Source organism: Paenibacillus xylanilyticus (assembly GCF_047246825.1).
GTDB classification, from domain to species: Bacteria; Bacillota; Bacilli; order Paenibacillales; family Paenibacillaceae; genus Paenibacillus; species Paenibacillus xylanilyticus_B.
The window spans coordinates 1,377,601-1,391,795 of the sequence record NZ_JBFOLB010000001.1; the positions used below are offsets into that span (position 1 = coordinate 1,377,601).

12 protein-coding genes are annotated in these 14,195 nt (G+C 46.2%); 3 read left to right on the forward strand and 9 right to left on the reverse strand.

What is annotated here, in order from left to right; translation table 11 throughout:
• Positions 1–93 precede the first annotated feature (93 nt).
• The 7 genes from AB3N00_RS05830 to AB3N00_RS05860 form a co-directional block, all read right to left on the reverse strand.
• The gene (locus AB3N00_RS05830; RefSeq protein WP_413033740.1) at positions 94–1,179 is read right to left on the reverse strand and encodes an HD-GYP domain-containing protein; all 1,086 of its coding nucleotides are present in this window, start codon (positions 1,177–1,179) and stop codon (positions 94–96) included.
• Between the two features lie 277 nt (positions 1,180–1,456).
• A complete protein-coding gene (locus tag AB3N00_RS05835) occupies positions 1,457–3,292 on the reverse strand; it encodes a UbiD family decarboxylase (protein WP_413033741.1) in 1,836 nt (611 codons plus the stop codon).
• 433 nt (positions 3,293–3,725) lie between these two features.
• Positions 3,726–5,018: an amidohydrolase gene (locus tag AB3N00_RS05840; protein ID WP_413033742.1), complete on the reverse strand. Its 1,293-nt coding sequence runs from the start codon at positions 5,016–5,018 to the stop codon at positions 3,726–3,728.
• 77 nt (positions 5,019–5,095) lie between these two features.
• The gene (locus AB3N00_RS05845; protein WP_413033743.1) at positions 5,096–5,389 is read right to left on the reverse strand and encodes a hypothetical protein; all 294 of its coding nucleotides are present in this window, start codon (positions 5,387–5,389) and stop codon (positions 5,096–5,098) included.
• 304 nt (positions 5,390–5,693) lie between these two features.
• Positions 5,694–6,563, reverse strand: coding sequence for a membrane protein insertase YidC (gene yidC, locus AB3N00_RS05850; RefSeq protein WP_413033744.1), 870 nt, complete (start codon positions 6,561–6,563; stop codon positions 5,694–5,696).
• Complete coding sequence (locus tag AB3N00_RS05855) at positions 6,500–6,850, reverse strand: hypothetical protein (protein ID WP_413033745.1); 351 nt, start codon at positions 6,848–6,850, stop codon at positions 6,500–6,502. Before AB3N00_RS05855 ends, yidC begins: the two co-directional genes overlap by 64 nt.
• Positions 6,851–6,942: 92 nt before the next feature.
• Positions 6,943–8,568: a DUF4153 domain-containing protein gene (locus AB3N00_RS05860; protein ID WP_413033746.1), complete on the reverse strand. Its 1,626-nt coding sequence runs from the start codon at positions 8,566–8,568 to the stop codon at positions 6,943–6,945.
• Positions 8,569–8,701: 133 nt separating this feature from the next.
• On the opposite strand from AB3N00_RS05860, the gene AB3N00_RS05865 reads away from it, so the two are divergent.
• The gene (locus AB3N00_RS05865; RefSeq protein WP_413033747.1) at positions 8,702–10,423 is read left to right on the forward strand and encodes an ABC transporter substrate-binding protein; all 1,722 of its coding nucleotides are present in this window, start codon (positions 8,702–8,704) and stop codon (positions 10,421–10,423) included.
• A 36-nt stretch (positions 10,424–10,459) separates the two neighbouring features.
• Here the strand turns inward: AB3N00_RS05865 and AB3N00_RS05870 are convergent, their stop codons facing one another.
• Positions 10,460–10,807 (reverse strand): FtsW/RodA/SpoVE family cell cycle protein, encoded by a 348-nt coding sequence (locus AB3N00_RS05870; protein WP_413033748.1) that lies wholly within the window; start codon positions 10,805–10,807, stop codon positions 10,460–10,462.
• A gap of 98 nt (positions 10,808–10,905) precedes the next feature.
• Here AB3N00_RS05870 and AB3N00_RS05875 point away from each other — a divergent pair, with 98 nt between their 5' ends.
• The gene (locus AB3N00_RS05875; RefSeq protein ID WP_413033749.1) at positions 10,906–11,511 is read left to right on the forward strand and encodes an AAA family ATPase; all 606 of its coding nucleotides are present in this window, start codon (positions 10,906–10,908) and stop codon (positions 11,509–11,511) included.
• A 340-nt stretch (positions 11,512–11,851) separates the two neighbouring features.
• Here AB3N00_RS05875 and AB3N00_RS05880 read toward each other — a convergent pair whose 3' ends face one another.
• Entirely contained in the window at positions 11,852–12,691 is an 840-nt protein-coding gene (locus tag AB3N00_RS05880) for a YitT family protein (RefSeq protein WP_413033750.1), read from the reverse strand.
• Positions 12,692–13,081: 390 nt separating this feature from the next.
• On the opposite strand from AB3N00_RS05880, the gene AB3N00_RS05885 reads away from it, so the two are divergent.
• Positions 13,082–14,140 (forward strand): fatty acid desaturase, encoded by a 1,059-nt coding sequence (locus AB3N00_RS05885; RefSeq protein ID WP_413033751.1) that lies wholly within the window; start codon positions 13,082–13,084, stop codon positions 14,138–14,140.
• Positions 14,141–14,195: the final 55 nt, after the last annotated feature.

Genomic DNA, 14,195 nt, shown 5'->3' on the forward strand with positions numbered 1-14,195 from the left:
CCGGGAGGACAACGCAAACGACCATCGATTACAAAAAAAAGCGGGGCCCCTGTCATTAAGCAGGAGCCCCATTCACTCTAAACTTTTTCTATCTTAAATTATCAGTTCTTTAATGGCGATGCTGCGTTCTTTGGACAAGTCACGATACTGCTCGGACTCGACCTTAACCAGTGGATTGAAGATATCCGACGTATTATTCATGATGATTACACCTTTTTCACCGTTGCTCAGTAACACTTGCTTGCCAATAAAGTTTGGAAGAAGATGCTGCATCAGAGCCTGAACCGGCTTCTCATTCAGCTTGCCAAATCCCATCGCATAGATGTCTCGAAGATTGTTGATCAGATTCGGATTGCTGCCGCCGTGATTGCCGGATCTCATGCCGATGTATACGTCAGCCACAGACACGATTTGCGTATACGGATGAATCTCTTTTTTATCAATCTGCATCGGATAACCAGAGCCGTCCTCACGTTCATGGTGCTGAAGCGCTACAAGCGCTGTAGCTTCATCTGTCATGGAACTCTTGATGATATCATGCCCGTAAATGGTATGCCGCTGCAATTCAAGCTGTTCATCCGCCGTTAACGGTTCCATTTTGTTACGAATCCGATGGGACACCCTACATTTGCCTATATCATGCAAATAGCCGCCACGGCTGATCTGGTAGCTCTCCTTTTGGGAATAACCCATCCAGTTGGCAATATAGAAGGACAGCAATCCAACCTGAATGGAATGCGTGTAGTTGTTTACATCGTCACGTTCCAGCATCATCAGGAGATGCACGACATCCTTTTGCTCATCCAGTCCATCCACCATTGGCTGCAGTGCATCATCCACCATGGTAGCGTTGAATTTGCCTACGGTGAGAGCCTCGAGAAAAGCATTTTGGTAATTATGTACAGTCTGTGTAAATTGGGATTTCATTTCTTCTTCAGGCGGTTCTTCCTTCAGGCTGGAACCGGCTGCAAATTTTGCCGCAGCGGCAAAAAATTCGGCTTCTGTGATTTCTTCTTCACGTGATTCAATATCTACATAATCCACACGGTGCTGCATGAGTAAGGAAATATCCTCACTTTTAATTACAGTCCCTTTTCCGAGAATATGCAATCCCGCATCGCTAAACGTATCCGCAGTCAGACGGTCCCCGTCTTGCAGGTTCATAATATGGATTCTCAATCGGTATTCCCCCTGAACAATTCATTATAGTAACAGTACCCGATGGTTTGGGTCCCCAAAATACCTATACTTCTTTATATCGATCTTTTTCTTGTTTTTATGCATAGTTCAAACGACCTTAATCGCAAAAGGAAATACGAACGAGTAAGACTTTGTTCTCATTCATATATTTAAAATAATCCCGGTTTAGCCTAATAAAGAACATCAATTGTTACGTTTCGTTAGGATTAGAAAAATAAAGAGCCCAAACTTTCCGTTTGGGCCCTTCAATATGGAGCTATATTTTGATCGATTCCAGGCTGGCTCCACGGACAAATAAGCGTTCAATGTTTTTTTCAATCGAAGGATCCGGGATCAGCGGCGGCGCCTGATGCGGCTTCACGCGGGCATCAATGATGACCTGGTCACAACCCCAGTGCTTATGCGTATAGCTGCTGTTTACCCCATACATGTCATGGGATGGATTGCTGCGAGTAAATGTAGCCCATAAGAAATTGCTGAGGTTCGCACTCAGGAAAGAACTATCATCGCAAAGGATGATCATCGGACAGGAGTCAAGCCCTCCTTGTTCCTTCAGCATATCCGTAAATTGCTCCATCTCACGTGCCGTTTCTTCATAACTCGTAAAAGCTGTTGTCTGCATCGAGACAATCCCTGGCATAATCAGCTGCGGATTTGCATACCCACGAATGTTGTTCAAGGCATCTGGCACTTCCGTACACAACTCCCGAAGCTTCTCACCGTAGGCCGCAAAAACAACCTTACTGCCGGTATTCAATCCGGTTCCCGAGTAATCCAGCGTATCGATCGTTGTATTTGTATGAAAATGGATATCCCGCTGGAGATTCATGCGCTCCAGAATGTAGGTCAGGAATTCCACTTCGCGGTGGGTGTCGAGCGGCTGCTGATCTTCAGCTGTAATAAACAAATACTTCGCCAGACTGAGCTGCCCCGTACCCAGAATGCGATTGGCAATCGTCAGTAATTCCGTTGGCTGCTTCACGGTCTGATAAGGCGTATAACGCTCGCTTCCAATCGCAAACAACAGGGGATGCACCCCTGCAGCATCTACGGCGTGTACTTCTTTGACACCCGGAATCTCCTGTTTGATGGCATCGCCCGTAATTTCATGAATCAGGTCACCAAAAGCCGTATCCTCCTGCGGAGGACGACCCACGACAGTAAACGGCCAGATCGCATTGGGCTTCGCATACACTTTGTGCACTCTCATCAGCGGGAATTCATGTGTCAAACTGTAATAGCCCAGATGATCGCCAAACGGCCCTTCCGGTTTCGTTTCACCTGGATAAATATCTCCGGTAATGACAAAATCGGCATCGTTGCTAATGCAGTATCCATCTTTGTAGCTATAGCGGAAGCGGCGTCCGGCAAGCAGACCGGCGAAGGTCAATTCGCTGAGACCCTCCGGCAACGGCATAACCGCAGACAGTGTGTGAGCCGGAGGACCGCCGATAAAGATGCTGACTTTTAGCGGCTCACCTTTTTTGACAGCCTTAGCCTGATGAATACCAATCCCGCGATGTATTTGATAGTGCAAACCGATTTCATCGTTCATGGCATAATCATTGCCGCTCAGCTGGACACGGTACATGCCCAGATTGGAGTTCATGATCCCCGGCTTATCCGGGTCTTCCGAATAAACCTGCGGCAGCGTTACAAAGGCTCCCCCATCCATAGGCCAGTGTTTGATCAGCGGCAGATCCGAGATTTGAATTTCCTGAGCAGATACGGGCAGACTGATCGACTTCTGCTTGGGAAGCGCCTGCCAGGCCGCAAGTCCTGTGCTGATGTGCTGCAGAGGTGTTTTGAGCGCCTTCATCGGATCATCCCTCACGGCCATGACCCGCTGCACACCTTCGAGGGTGTTTCGGAACATGAATTTACAGCGTTCCAGTGTGCCAAACAGGTTGGATACCGCCTGAAACTTAGAACCTTTCACATTTTCAAAAAGCAGCGCCGGGCCTTTCGCCTCGTGCACTCTCATATGGATCGCTGCCATTTCCAGATCCGGGTCCACTTCTTCTTTTACCCTGATCAAATGTCCATGCTGCTCCAGATCGTTAATGCAATCTTCCATATTGCGATATTTCATGGGACGGCTCCATTCTTTTTATATAATAAATAAATTGTTTATATCAGTATTTTGCAATATTCGATTCATTCGCTCCCGGCAAAGTATATAGAAGGAAAGAACCATTTCGATCTATATATTGAAGATTGGAAGCCGTTTATTGGATTTAAACACAATACTTATGTTCATATATTCACATGGACGTGCAGAACAAGTAAGCAGGACCAAACCTCAATTCCATGCCCTATTCTACTTTCTTAATCATTGATCCATTTTCACGTCTCTACTATTTTATCAAATGATCTGCTGGTAAACAAAATATTATATAAAAATCTCTCTTGATATGAGATAGAAGAATGGAATGCCAGGCTGCTAATCGTCTTAGTCATACAAAAAAAAGCAGCTTAGAACCTGGGTTCCAAGCTGCTTTCATGTCTCTATTATGCAAAACCTACTAAATGCCCTCTACAATGCGCTTCGCTCTAACCTTCACCTCACGGTAAAGTTCATCTTCATCCATCGTTAACAGTTGCCTGCCTCTCATCAGTACCTTCCCGTTCACAATCGTTGTGTCTACGTCCGCACCATTTACGCTGTATGCCAGTAACGACTCCACTTCATGTACAGGCTGAAGATGCGGTTTCTTCAGATCTATCAGAATCAAATCCGCCTTGCGCCCTGCTTCCAGCATACCTACATCATCCTGGAGCTTAAGCAGACCCGCACTGCCACGAGTTGCCATCTGAAGAACCTCCCTTGCCGGCAAGCGAGTTGGATCTCCGTAATCCAGTTTTTGCAGCCATGTCGCAGCCTTGATCTCTTCAAACATATCCACTGTCGTGGCACTTCCGGCTCCGTCTGTCCCGAGTCCTATATTTATCCCCTGTGCAATCATGTCAGTGATGGGAGCAATCCCGCAACCCAGCTTCAGATTGCTGACCGGGTTGTGGGCTACTCCTCCACGCATGCCCTTCAGTCTTCCTATATCCCCGTGATTGAGGTGAACGCCATGGGCCAGCAGCACATGAGCCCTCTCGAACATGCCAGCTTCCTCTAGATACTCGGTCGGTGTCATGCCATATCGTTCTCGAATCTTCACGGTCTCTTCCTTGGTTTCAGCCAGATGAATATGAAGAGGAATATCCTCTTGCTCAGCCATGCCGATGACTTCCCGCAGCGGCTCCACAGGACAGGTATATGGCGAGTGAGGCCCGTACATTGTTGTAATCCGTCCATCCGCCTTGCCTGACCAACGCTGAACGAGATCGATCGCTTCCTGCATCCTGCGGCCTCCATCATCCTCCATAAACACCATTCCACGTGTGAGTGATGCCCGGATGCCTGTTTTGGTTACTGCTTCAGCAATTTCATTCATATGAATGTACATATCTGCATAGGTTGTTGTCCCGGAACGGATCATCTCGGCTATGGACAGTTGAGCTCCCCAGTAGATGTCTTCAGGCGTCATGCGTGCTTCGGCAGGCAGCATTTTGCGGTCAAGCCAGTCCATTAACTTCAGATCATCGGAGAATCCGCGAAGCAAACTCATCGGTGAATGCTGATGGGCATTAATCAGGCCAGGCATGGCAAGCATGTTTTTCCCATCCATAATGGCGTCTCCCGGCTTGCTAAGAAGTTGATCGGCAATCTCGGTAATCCGGTCTCCTTCAATACGTATATCCCCCGTGAAGGGGGCTTCTCCGTCTTTCATCGTTAAGATCAGCACGTGCTGAATCAATATGCCCATTTGTTTCACAGCTCCTCTGGATTGAATTGAATAGCTCAGATCCAAAGGATATGCCTTCACGTAACGGCAAGGTCAAGTCATGACCATTTCTGAATGTTCATTTTTCGATAACTTTGAATGAATGGCTTGGGGTCAATTTTTACCATGTAAGGATATACCCCTGTGCTCGTATGGAGGTAAAAAAAGCCCCCTTCATTCCCCATTCTACGAAAGGACATGTCGAACACATCCTTAATATTGAACTCGCGGTACTTCGTTACAATTTTATCCGAGTAGAGGATCATGGATCGTTCGTTCAACTGTATCTCTTGTGCGAGACCCGTCACTTCTCTCTGTACTTTATAATAGGGCAATACAGCAATACAGGTCATGGTCTCCCTCCGTCCTTGTCATGATTCTGGTTCCATCATAGCAGATTGGAGAGGGGAGCCAAAATAAAAGGTCTGAATTTACGCCCAGCCTTTACTTCAGCATTTTGCATCATTCGATTCCACTCGCTCCGGGTACAATATATAGACGAATAGAACCATTTCATTCTATACTTTAATTCTAAAATCGACTTCAATTCATGAGGCAATAAAAGAAGCGTAATCCGTATGGATTACGCTTCTTTTGGACTATTCATTTAAAAGCTCGGGCTACCGTTTTGTTTTGTCTTAATGTTAGCGTTCCCGACTAGGATTTCGCAGGTTTGGTTCCTTTGGCAGATTTGATCTTCTTCTCCTGCAAGATTACAGGTTCCTGAGGATGCTCCACCGGATACAATTTGCGGAACAGCAGCGTTTGCAGGACAAGGAATGATCCACCAACCGTCCAATAGAGCGGCATGGCTGCAGGTGCTGACAGGGAGAAAAAGGCCATCATCAGCGGAGAAATATACCCTATGATGGCAAACTGTTTTCGCTGTTCCGGTGCCATATTGGCTTGAGAAACTTTGGCCTGAATCAGGTAGATGATCGCTACTACAACAGCTAGTACATAATCGGGTGCTCCCAGTTTGAACCACAAAAAAGAATGAGAAGACAGTTCAGGCGTGAGCCGAATAGCGGTGTATATGCCTGATAGAATGGGCAACTGAATCAGGAGCGGCAAGCAGCCTATGTTCAGTGGATTGAAGTTATGCTTTTTGTACAGATCCATCGTCTCTTGCGAGAGCTTCTGACGATCCGCTGCATCATTCTTGCCCTCATACTTTTTCTTGAGTGCATCCATCTCAGGCTTCATCGCATTCATGATCACCCGCGTGCCTTGCTGGGATTTGGCCTGCCGCATCATTAAAGGCAGCAGTGCAAGCCGTATGACCAATGTGATCACGATAATCGAAACTCCGTAGCTGCCACCAAAGATGGTTGCAATGTGCTGAATCAGATAAGACAGCGGGAATACAATATAGTGGTTAAAAAATCCCGGTGTTGAAGCGTTAATCTCCGATACATTATTGCTGCATCCAGCCAAAAGCATAACTGCAAACAAAATTGCAATCAGCCCATAGATCCGTCCCTTGCCAGATGTAAAAGTGAATCCCTTGCTTGTCTTATGTTCCATATATATCCTCCTCGTTGATTAGGTTCTACTGCGTTCAACGAGGTCTTACAGTCTGGCTCATCTTCATCCGGTGCTTCTCTACGTCTGATCATCCTGGTCAAATCTTCAGGTCTATGCTGCCCATCCAGGGTCAACGCAGGAAGTCCGGGTTCAATGCCGTCTCCCCCTCCGCCTTCCATCCAGTACTCTGTCAACCCACAGTGCAGATGGGCAATATAGGCATAGCTTACGGAGAAAATAAGCCCAATTGAGAATATATAAGGTAATAACTCCTGAAGTTCAAACAAGGGATTCACCCCCTTTATAGGTTTATTTTTATATTATAACACTTACATATGGATTTTGCATAAATTCGTAGCTCGAAAGTGCAGATGACAAACTACTCTGTTCTCCATTTGGACAATTCTTTCGCTGCCCTATTTCTTGCCACGTTAAAAGAAGGCCAGTAACTGCTGTTTTCCCTATTACTCATATAGGCTTCATCTTCCAATAAATGATCCTTCAGATTCGGAAACTCCTCGTCAGCAAACTCCCGTAACAGCGGGACCGCATCTGCTGACAAATTCGCAAGGTAAGCAGCATCAATGTTGCCCGTATCATGGTAACGTTTGATGTTCAGCTCCGCAATTCGGTTGTCCATGCCCACATAATTGACCGCTACGTAGGCTGTAAGTGCCAGCACAATGTACCAACGAATCAACGGAATGGAAGTGTATCGGATGCGCAGACCTGCTATGAACAGCAGCAGTGCCATAAAGATCATGAACGCATGTACCAGGAATCGAATATACGTGTACCCGTAAGCCTGTTCATAGAGATTGAGACGCATGAACGCAGAGTACAGCATGATGGCAGAGCAGCTTACCAGAACAAGCAGCAGCACCTGATGGGTAATCGAAGCTGTTCTCCCACTCGGCCTTGTATATTGAAGTGCTACAATCAGAATGAAAAAGTTAATACCAGTGACCAGCACCAGCTCGGCAAAACCACTTCGGGCATATTCTGCGTAAGACAGATCTGGGGGAAGGTGCCCATTCCCCGCTCCAAAGAGGTAGGAAAACTGAACGAAGACAAACAGTACATACACACAGTTAATGACGAACAGCATGGTGCCCACAATGATGGGATCCAGCTTCACCGGCTCACTTCCGGTTCGGATCGAATGAGCATCGGTTTTTACGTTACTCGATACGAGTGCTTCAGTTGCAGGAGTCGCTTGGCTTGCATTTACGCTATCGGAGACTTGAGTTGCATTAGGAGAAGACGCCGTACCACTTTTCCAGTGAGCATTCTCTCTCTTCTCGGCTTCATATTGCATGGGCTGAACAAATCCCCACACATAGCTGAACAGCAAAACGCCTGCGATGATGACCCAGATGATTCTCGGTAAGCCAGGAGTGAGCGTCAAATGATTCAACCATTCCGGAAAACCGGACAAATATTGATTGAACACGCCATCTGCTGACGTCAGCAATGCGAGCACCACAATCAGGATCGGAAAGGATGCTGCCAGACCAATGAATACTTTGACCATGACTGCTTTCTGAGACTTCCCCATTCCGCGTCCCCCAGCTTTCACCGCAATGGCCGCGAGGGTTCCCCAGTGACGGATCGTTTGTGGCAGCAGGTGATCCAGGGATGTACCGATTAGTCGGATGTCCCACCAGTGCATTGGTTTGCGGCCAGCCAAATAAGTCATATGTAATATCACTAAACCGGGTACGACCAGAAAATTGAGGACTTTCAGCAGCACATTATCAAATAGAACAAATGTTAGTGACAATATTAGTACAACTACAGCCATAAATGCATCAATTAAGGTCAATGCCCGTACGCGATCCCTTGCAAACACAAACATAAATCCATAAAAAAGGACCACAAATAACGGATAAGATACACCCGCCTCTTTTCCGTAGAACAAATACTGATGAATGACAGCCAGCAGCAAGGCAGACAACAGCGTAATTAAAGCACGATTCGGCGAAGCCAGTATTTTCTCAATCATGGGAAAAACCTCCATTTACTTTCTACACTTTATTCTAGATGATAAAATAAGAAGATAAATAGAAATTACAGGAGATAAAATTTCTTATTTTAGGCCGGATGAATCAACAGCTCTCACGAGGAGGATGGAAATTGTGAAACTGCATCAACAATATTTGCTGCTTCATAACCGTTTTGGTTACATGGCTGAGCATGAAGCTACACTTTCCGATCTCGCAGAACTGCTGGATTGCACACATCGAAATACGCTTACCATTGTCAAAAAAATGGCTGCCTGCAGCTGGATTCGCTGGATCTCCCAGCGTGGTCGCGGCCGCCGGTCAACACTTACACTGCTTGTACCTGCCGAACAGATCGCAGCAGAATATATGATGCAGGCTCTAAACCGCCGGGAATTGCAGCAAGCGGCCGAGCAGGTACGTGCCTTTTCCAGCTCAACCATGATGCAGGAGCACTTAAACCAGTGGTTACTCGGATATTCGGGACATCACACGGAAGCAGGAGAACACAATGAATGTATTGATACGTTAAGACTGCCGCTCCAGCAGCAGCTTCATGCCCTTGATCCGCTGTATATCAATCTGCTTGCCGAGTCTTTTGTCACCAGCCATGTGTTCGATGGGTTGGTTCAGCGTAATGAGCAGGGAGACATCATCCCCTGTCTTGCCCACACCTGGGATATTAGCAAGGATCGGAAAACATGGTTTTTTCATTTGCGCAAAGGGGTCTTGTTTCACAATGGTCAAATGCTGACTGCCGGGGATGTAGTGTGCACCTTTATGCGGCTGCAATCCACAGAACGCCGAACATTGTATCGTGATGTGAGCAAACAGATTATGTCTATTGAAGCCTTGAACTCGCTAACCGTTTGTTTTCGTCTCAAAACGCCACATGAATTATTTTTGCCTTTTCTGTCGACAAGTCGAGCAGCAATTGTACCTTCCGACAGCACCAAGATGTCTGGCAGTGAGCAGTCAGTTGGAACATCGGCTTTGCAAAAGCCTGTAGGGACAGGCCCCTTCAAAGTCACTCTGTGGGATGAGCATCTGTGCAGACTGGAGGCATTCCCGGCCTATTTTCAAGGCAGAGCTCATCTGGACCGGGTCGATATTCTGCAAATTCCATGGAGTGCCAAAACAGAATGGGGTGACAATGCCGAAGCCGAAACTCCGTTCTTTCACCTTGTTCATAATCCGGCTGCCGCTGCGGGGACCGACTGGACACAGATTAGCGCAGGAGTTACGGTCCGCAAACTGCTCACTTGTAACACGCAAAAAACCGGACCGCTAAGCGATCCGGAAATAAGAGCGCATGTACACGCCTGTATTACTGAGGGAAACCAATCCACTGAAATTCCTTTTGCCTTGGATGAACCAATTCCTTTACAGCTTGCTACCATCCCGCAATATCGTAAGGATGCCGCCCTCATTGCAGCAAGACTGGAGAAATACGGCTATGCTTGCAAGATCCACACGGCAACGATGGAGCAATTCAAAGGTCAGCTGCGATTGGAGTCGGATCTCATTCTTTTCTCCCTGATCCGTGACCGGGATGAAGAATTACGCAGAACTGATCTCTATCTCACCCTGTCCGAACATCTGGATGAGTCCACCCAAACGAGTGTGCAAACGATGCTGCAAACCGTTATAGAGTCGGCATTAACCGCTGAGCGAGCGGCAGGCCTGGATCAAATTGAACAATTTTTGCTGGACCGGAATCTGATGTTTCATCTATCCGAAAAACCTGTCGAAACCGCCTACCTGCCTTCTGTGCGCGGGCTTTCATTCAATAGTCAGGGCTGGGTAAACTTGCGCCATATCTGGTTTCCGTCTGGAGGTACATCGGTAGGAGATTGATGAACAGATTCATATAAGTTACTGTGTCTGATATGTCTATCGCTGTAATGATGTCGTCGTTTGGCTCTTCTCGTTCTTCAGTGAAACGGTGTCTTTGCGGCGATACACCCCAAGAAGCAATCCAATCATGGCGTAATCAAAGATGAGATGGTTGCCGTATCCTATAAAAGGAAAGACAACACTGAGGATGGGAACTCTCCCCGTGGTCATCGCCAGCGAATAAATCATCTGCAGTGCAAACATGGATGTAATAATGACAATAATCATCCGACCAAAGTCATCCCGAATGCGAGGGAGCGTTTTCACCATACTTGCAACAAACCAGATGATACCTACCAATAATAGTATTCCGGCTGACCAGCCAAACACATCAATGAGCAACACACCTGGGTAATCGAAATTACCGTATTCCTCCTTTTCTGTCTATCCATCGTTTCTGCCTGCATTGTGATAAAATAACTCTATTAAGGAGCGTGACTTTCATGAGCAAACTGATTTTCTTTCTCGGCGGTGCAGGCAGTGGCAAAACAACCCTTGCCAAAGCTCTTTCTCGCAAATATAAGGCAGCCTTCTTCGATATGGATATCCTGCTTCGTCCGGCTGCCGAGGCGATCATGACGCTTCAGGGCCTTGACCCATCTGACCGGGATTCTCCTGAATACAAACGCTTATGCCGAGATCTGGGATACCGCATTACGATGGATGCTGCACTGGATAACGTACAATTAGGAATCGATACCATCGTTGTAGGCCCGTTTACGAAAGAGACCGAAACAGCTGACTGGATCGAGCAGGAACTCGGCCGAATCGGACGTTCACTGGAAGATACGGATGTCCGTGTAGCCTACATCTATTTGGCGAATGAAGCCTTGTATCACAAACGGATCGTGGCGAGACAATCGCCATTAGACGAATGGAAACTCGCCAACTGGGATACATTCACGGCCTCCCTTGCCCGGAAGAAAGTGGCCTGGCCGCTGCCTGCTTCTTCCATCGTTTATATCGATAATTCAGACGAGGATGTGAGTATTGCCCTAACTGAAGTCGAACAACGCATCTACGGGGAACAGCAATCATTTTTTTCTTAACTTTTTGTACACTCTCTTAGACGTTTATATGTTTCCGGAATGATGACCCTTACATACAATGCACTATCAATAGTCAGGAGGGGTCTCAATGAATAGAAGAAAGCATAGATGTCATCCACCAGTCACAAAATGTTATTACAAAAAAATCACAAAAACCTGCGTAACCAAAATCAAATATGTTCCCAAGGTTAAAAAGCACTGCCATGTAACGATTAAATACGGTGTCATCAGAAAAAGAAATCACCATTAATCCAAGTCTGCCGCCCTTCTCAGTTGAGAAGGGTTTTTCTAATAAAAAAACCGAGGTCAGCGTGCACCCCGGCTTTCTTCCATATCTACCTTACGTTTTGGACAACTCAATAAATCCTTCGCCAAATACATCACGAACATCATGAATCGTAATAAATGCGATTTCATCCTCTGCCCGCACAATCTTCTTCAACATAGGGACCTCTTGTTTGCTAATGACAATGTACAGGATTTCTTTCGGTGTTTTCGTATAGTATCCGTGACCCGACAAAACCGTTACACCGCGATCCATCTTCTCGATCACCTGTTTCGCAATCGCATCCTGTTTCGTCGAGATAATCGTAACTGCCTTTTTCGGATTTAGCCCTTCAATGATAAACTCCATCGTTTTGGTCCCGATAAACAGCATGACGATTGTACACATCAGTCCCTGTGGCCCAATAATGAAGAAAGAGGAGAACGCCACAATTAGATCAAAAAACAAAAGTCCATAACTGATGTTCCAATCCAGATACTTATTGGCCAATCTGGCCAAAATGACGGTCCCCGCAGTAGTGCCGCCCACTCTCACAATCAAACCAATCCCGAGACCGGCAAACAATCCGCCAAAAATCGTGTTGATCCACAGCTCGTGCGAATCAATCGTCCAGCTCTCGGTCAAGTGCAGGAACAAGGAGTTGAATATTACTGCAATAATGGTATACACCGTTGTTGTTTTGTCCAGAAATCGGTAACCCACGATTAACAAAATCCCGTTCAAAATCAGATTCATTAACCCTGGTGACCATCCCAGCAGGTAATACAGAATAATCGTAATCCCCGTAACGCCACCTTCAGCAAGATCATTCGGAATGACGAACAAATTCACTGCCAAGGCAAACAGAAATGCACCCGCCATAATAAATAAAATATCCGTGATACGTTTCTTCATCATGTATTCCATCCAATCCTTCAGAAATCAACCTATCCATCCGGCTCATAAGTTGTCATATACACCCAAGGATAGATTCTACCATGCCACCAGCAAAATTTGTATACATAATACAAATTGTTGCACGAAATGTGCAAAGGGATCTTGATTGGGATCAATTTTGAATGGTTAAACAAAAAATAGCTGCACCTGATCCAACCATGACAAATGTCATGTGTCATCCTTGATATTCATCATTATTAAGGGCTGACGTTTATGACTTACGGACCGAATCGAATTCTTTTACAATGATATTAACGAATAGACGCTTCCCTAAGAAGACAACATTAAGGTAAACATACAGGGTTGTAACCATCCTTGGTTATAACTACTGAAGGAGGACATACATTCATGAGCAGAGCAAAAGAAATGGCACTAAAAAAAGAAGTTACCCCTTACGAAAAAAATAACCTTCGATTAAGTATCCGACAAATTATCAATACAATTCTCCCACTCTTTCTATTATGGGCCGCAGCCTATTACAGCTTGTCCGTTTCGTATTGGCTGACCTTTCCGATTGCCCTGGTGGCATCCGGATTTGTACTACGAACGTTCATTATTTTCCATGACTGCTGTCACGGTTCGTTTTTCAAAAACAAACGCGCCAATGACATCCTGGGTACCATTACGGGCGTCTTGACCCTCACTCCCTACCAGCAATGGAAAGCCGAACATTCCATTCACCATGCGACCAGCAGCAATCTTGACAAACGTGGTGTAGGCGATATCTGGGTCATGACCGTTGAAGAATACAAAGCCGCATCCCCTTGGGGACGACTGTTCTATCGCATCTATCGTAATCCGGTCGTGATGTTTGGGATCGGACCTATCTATGTATTTCTGCTTGCTTATCGTTTTAACCGCAAAGCTGCTCGTCGGAAAGAACGCATCAACACACATCTGACTACAGTATTGATCATTGCACTGTATGCATTTATGAGCTGGTTGGTCGGATGGCAGGCATTTGTTATGGTGCAGGCACCTGTCTTTTTCTTCTCCGGTTTCTTCGGGATCTGGCTGTTCTACGTTCAGCATCAGTTTGAAGATACTTACTTCGAACATGAGGATGAATGGAGTTACGTCAAGGCTGCTGTAGAGGGAAGTTCATATTATAAGCTGCCGAAGCTGCTGCAATGGATCAGTGGTAATATCGGATTTCACCATGTGCATCACCTGAGTCCACGTGTACCGAACTATTATCTGGAAGAGGCACATAACGCTACACCGCCTTTGCAAAAAGCAACGACAATTACCCTGCGTTCCAGTCTGGCAGCCCTGCGCTTCCGTCTTTGGGATGAAGAATCCAAACGATTTATCAGCTTCAAGGAAATCAAATCGTTATCCCGCAAGCCATATGTTCAGCCACCTATACGTGTAAACAATCAAGCGGGTCTGACAGAGAAGCCTTAAACTCTGTCGGATTCGTTTTCTTGTATTCAGGCTGAAGTCATGCTACAGTCAGGCT